Origin of the sequence: Pseudomonas sp. UBA4194 (assembly GCF_002379585.1) — a bacterium.
In the GTDB taxonomy this organism is placed as follows: Bacteria; Pseudomonadota; Gammaproteobacteria; order Pseudomonadales; family Pseudomonadaceae; genus Aquipseudomonas.
On the sequence record NZ_DFUE01000014.1, the window covers coordinates 27,303 to 32,100 of the forward strand.

The following is a 4,798-nucleotide window of genomic DNA, read 5'->3' on the forward strand; positions in this document are numbered from 1 at the left end:
GCTGTACGCCGCTCCTACAGAGGGGGCGTGGTGTCTGTAGGAGCGGCGTGAAGCCGCGAAGGCGTCGGCCGGTACGCCGCCAAATCACAACACGACGCGCAGGCATTGTCCGGCGTGGTACAGCGAGAAACCGGTCTCGTACAAGCCCGTGCGCAACCCGGGCGCCGACACCGGTTGGCTCTGGCAAAACGGCAGCGGCAACTGTTCGGCGTCGCCTTTGAGCAGGAACTCTGCCAATGCCCGCCCCACCACGGTTCCGGTGGTATTGCCGCGACCGTTGTAACCGGTTACCGAGACCACGCCAGGCGCGGGTTCGAATAGACGCATCAGATGATCCGGGGTGAAGTCGATACAACCCGTCCAGTGCATTTCCCACTCGATCTTGCCCAGCTTGGGGAAGTAGTGGCCCTGAATGCGGTCGGCCCAACTGCGTACAAACCAGCTTGGTTTGTTATCGACCCGGCCCATGCTGCCCAGCAGCAACCGCCCTTCATCGTCGCGGCGAATGCTGCTCAGAACCAGGCGCGTGTCCCAGGACCCTTGGCCATGCTTGAGCACGGCATCGGCCGCGGCCCCATGGAGCGGCTTGGAGGCGATCTGGTAGTAGTAACCGCGGAAGAACTGCTGCTTCAGGTTGCTCCAGTCGCCCTCCGTGTAGGCACCGGTGGAAATCACCACCTTGGCTGCGCTCACCTCGCCCTTGGCGGTCTTGACCAGCCAGCCGTCGCCCTGCTTCTCCAAGGTCTGTACCGGCGAATGCTGAAAAATCTGCCCGCCCAGCCGCTGTACGGCAGCGCCCAGACCACGGGTGTAGGCCATGGGGTTGATGGTGCCGGCACGCCGGTCCAGCAATGCCGCCTCGACACGATCGGTGCCGCAGTAGTCGACGCACTCGGCACCGGTCAACAGTTCGACGTCGGCGCCACGGCGCTGCCACTGCTCACAGCGCGATTGCAGGTCGGCGGCGCCACTGGCGTTGTGGGCCATGTGCAGATTGCCTTGGTTGTGCGCCTGGCAATCGATGTTGTGGCGATTGATCATGGCAAAGACTTCGGCCGGGGCCTCGCCCAGCACCTTGTTCAAGCGGCTGCCCACAGCGCTGCCCAAGGTCTGCTCGACCTCGTCGGGCGCAATCCAGGTGCCGGCGTTCACCAGGCCGACGTTGCGCCCGGAGCCGCCGGTGCCGATTTCGCTGGCATCGAGCAGCACCACGCGTTGGCCTTGCTCGAGCAGGTGAATTGCCGCGCAGAGCCCGGTGATGCCGCCGCCGATGACGCAGACGTCAGCCTTTACGGCACTGGCCAGGGCAGCCGTTTGGGCAGGCCTGGCGGTGATGTGTTCCCAAAGACATTGTTGCCGCAGTTCACTCATGACTCATTCCAAGCCAGGGGAAATCGGGTTCGGACCGCGCCGCCGCCATCGCGGGCAGAGCCCGCTCCCACAGGGAATCTCCAGTGCAGCGAAGATCCCCTGTGGGAGCGGGTTCTACCCGCGATGGCGCCAGACCGGCCACCACATCATTCAGCCCCCACATCAGACCCATGCCCCACCCGAATCTCCAGATGCTCACAGACCCCCTGTGGGAGCGGGTTCTACCCGCGATGGCGCCAGACCGGCCGCCACATCATTCTGCCCTCACATCGGATCCATTCCCCACCCGGACCTCCAGATGCGCACAGACCCCCTGTGGGAGCGGGTTCTACCCGCGATGGCGCCAGACCGGCCACCACATCAACCATCAATCAACCATCAATCAACCATCAATCAATCAAACACGATGCCCTGGGCCAACGGCAGTTCGCGCGAGTAGTTCACGGTGTTGGTCTGACGACGCATGTACGCTTTCCATGCATCGGAGCCGGACTCACGACCGCCGCCGGTTTCCTTCTCACCCCCGAACGCGCCGCCGATTTCCGCGCCGCTGGTGCCGATGTTGACGTTGGCGATGCCGCAGTCGCTGCCCGACGCGCTCTGGAAGCGCTCGGCTTCACGCAGATCGGTGGTGAAGATGCACGAGGACAGGCCTTGTGGCACTTCGTTGTTCAGACGCAGGGCCTCGTCGAATTCGTCGTAGGTGAGCACGTACAGGATCGGCGCGAAGGTTTCGTGGCGCACCACCTCGCTCTGGCCGGGCATCTCGGCAATGGCCGGGGCCACGTAATAGGCGTTGGGGTATTGCTCAGCCAGCTGGCGTTCACCACCAAAGACCTGGCCGCCTTCGTCGCGGGCTTTGGCCAGGGCGTCCTGCATGGCGTTGAACGACTGCTTGTCGATCAGCGGGCCGACCAGATTGTCCTTGCGCGGATCGCCGATACGCACCTTGGCGTAGGCCGCCTTGACCCGGGTCAGCACTTCGTCCTTGATCGAGCTGTGCACGATCACCCGACGCAGCGTGGTGCAGCGTTGACCTGCGGTGCCCACGGCACTGAACAGGATGCCGCGCACGGCCAGGTCCAGATCGGCGCTGGGGGCCAGGATCATGGCATTGTTGCCCCCCAGCTCGAGGATGGTGCGACCGAAGCGAGCGGCCACTCGCGGCCCCACTTCCCGGCCCATGCGAGTGCTGCCGGTGGCGCTCACCAGCGGCACGCGAGGGTCGTCGACCAAGGCTTCGCCGGCGTCGCGGTCGCCAATCACCAACTGCGCCAGACCTTGCGGTGCGTCGCCGAACTGCTGCAGGGCCTTTTCGAACAGCGCCTGGCAGGCCAATGCGGTCAGCGGCGTTTTTTCCGAGGGTTTCCAGATCACCGAGTTGCCGGCCACCAATGCCAGCGCAGTGTTCCACGACCATACAGCGACCGGGAAGTTGAAGGCGCTGATGACACCTACCACGCCTAGAGGCTGCCAGGTCTCGCGCATGTGGTGGCCCGGGCGCTCGGAGGCGATGGTCAAGCCGTACAGCTGACGCGACAGGCCGACGGCGAAGTCGCAGATGTCGATCATCTCCTGCACTTCACCCAGGCCTTCCTGGGTGATCTTGCCGGCTTCGATGGACACCAGCTCGCCGAGCTGGGCCTTGTGTGCGCGCAGCACTTCGCCAAACAACCGTACCAACTCGCCACGGCGTGGCGCGGGCACGTTGCGCCAGGCCAGGAACGCATCCTGGGCCACGTCGATCTTGGCCAGCACCTGGGCTTTGCTTTCCAGGGTGACCGAGGCGATCTGGCTGCCATCGATAGGGGTATGAACGGGATGGTTGCCACCTTTGTAGGCAGTTGCCGGGACACCCAGGCTTTCGAGCAGGCCATCGACCATTTTTTTCTCCTTCACGACGCATAATGGAAAGAACTGATTGAGGTCAGTATTAATCCGCAGGGTAGGCCACCACAAACGACCAATATTCCATATATCATTCCCACGATTCGTGATGTAACGCGTCTGCCCACCCGATGAGTAACTCGCATGTCCAAACGTCTGGTCCCGTCCATGACCGCCCTGCAATGCTTCGAAGCCGCCGCGCGGCACTTGAGCTTCACCCGCGCGGCCGAAGAGCTGCACCTGACTCAGAGCGCGGTGAGCAAGCAGGTCGCGCAGCTGGAGGACATGCTGCGCCACCACCTGTTCCTGCGCATTCGCCGTCGCTTGCAACTGACCCCGGCAGGGTCGCTTTACCTGGCCGAGGTGAACAAGATCCTCACGCAGGTGGATATCTCCAGCCGCTACATCCTGTCCTATGGCGATGAGACCGAAGTACTCACTGTAGCCACCCAGCCGAGTTTCGGCGTCGGCTGGTTGATTCCCAAGCTCAAGGGGTTCGGCAAGGCGCATCCCAATATCCATCTGGATATCCGCAACGAGCTGGAGCCGTTTGCGTTGTTGCAGGCCAAGGCTGACGTGGGGTTTTTCTTCGGCCAGGGCACGTGGCCGGGGGCAACCTGCATCGAGCTGTTCGACGACCAGGTGGTGCCGGTGTGCGCACCGGACCTGCTGGAGCAGCCTCTGCACAGCGCCGACCAATTGGCCGAGTTGGTCCTGATGCAGTGCACTTCACGCCCGGAGGCTTGGCATGAATGGTTTCTGGAGCAAGGCCTGACGTCGCAGAACAGCTACCACGGGCCGCGTTTCGATACCTTCTATATGTGCCTGAGCGCTGCCCTGGCCGGGTGCGGCGTGGCGCTGGTGCCGCATTATCTGGTCCAGGCGCACCTGGCCAGCGGCGCACTGATCATGCCCTGGGCCCACACCATGCGCAGCAACGGCGCCCACTTCGTGGCGTTCGCCGAGCATGCCGCGGAAGTGCCCAAGGTGCGCGCACTGGTGGAGTGGATCCAGGCCCAACTTTCCTGATGCCAACCCCGGTGGTCCGCGTTTAGCCCCCTCTCCCTCAGGGAGAGGGTTGGGGTGAGGGGGCCAGACGTCGCGGTCTTCCAAACTGACCCACGGATGGAAACAATCGGATTGGTGCAAGGTTCGGGGATCTGCGGTGAATGGTCCCCTCACCCCAGCCCTCTCCCTGGGGGAGAGGGAGCTGATTTGCGGTGTGGGCGAAGATTGCCGCTGTGTCTCGGTCTGCTTTTAGCCCCTCTCCCTCAGGGAGAGGGTTGGGGTGAGGGGGCCAGACGCCGCAGTCTTCCAAACTGACTCGCGGACGGAAACAATATGGGTAGCGCGACGTTCAGGGAAAGAGGGGGGATCGCGGCCGCCGCCCTGCCCTTTACCAGGGGGAGAGGGAGCTGATCTGCGGCGTGGAGGAACTCGTTGCCATGTCTCGGTCTGCTTTTATCCCCCCCTCCCTCAGGGCGAGGGTGCGGGTCACGGGGTCTGACCCCGCCCTCCACCTAACTCAGCCCCTGACTGC

Annotated in this window: 3 protein-coding genes; 1 reads left to right on the forward strand and 2 read right to left on the reverse strand. The window is 63.7% G+C overall.

What is annotated here, in order from left to right; translation table 11 throughout:
• Window positions 1–84 precede the first annotated feature (84 nt).
• The gene (locus B3397_RS03220; RefSeq protein WP_296247255.1) at window positions 85–1,371 is read right to left on the reverse strand and encodes an NAD(P)/FAD-dependent oxidoreductase; all 1,287 of its coding nucleotides are present in this window, start codon (window positions 1,369–1,371) and stop codon (window positions 85–87) included.
• 393 nt (window positions 1,372–1,764) lie between these two features.
• Complete coding sequence (locus tag B3397_RS03225; RefSeq protein WP_296247256.1) at window positions 1,765–3,255, reverse strand: aldehyde dehydrogenase family protein; 1,491 nt, start codon at window positions 3,253–3,255, stop codon at window positions 1,765–1,767.
• Window positions 3,256–3,402: 147 nt separating this feature from the next.
• Between B3397_RS03225 and B3397_RS03230 the strand changes: the two genes are divergently transcribed.
• On the forward strand, window positions 3,403–4,287 hold the full coding sequence (locus tag B3397_RS03230; protein ID WP_296247258.1) for a LysR substrate-binding domain-containing protein: 885 nt from the start codon (window positions 3,403–3,405) through the stop codon (window positions 4,285–4,287).
• Window positions 4,288–4,798 lie beyond the last annotated feature (511 nt).

Coding starts and splice junctions, on each gene's coding strand:
- B3397_RS03220 (WP_296247255.1), bottom strand. CDS start 1,371: ATGAGTGAACTGCGGCAACAATGTCTTTGGGAACACATCACCGCCAGG.
- B3397_RS03225 (WP_296247256.1), bottom strand. CDS start 3,255: ATGGTCGATGGCCTGCTCGAAAGCCTGGGTGTCCCGGCAACTGCCTAC.
- B3397_RS03230 (WP_296247258.1), top strand. CDS start 3,403: ATGTCCAAACGTCTGGTCCCGTCCATGACCGCCCTGCAATGCTTCGAA.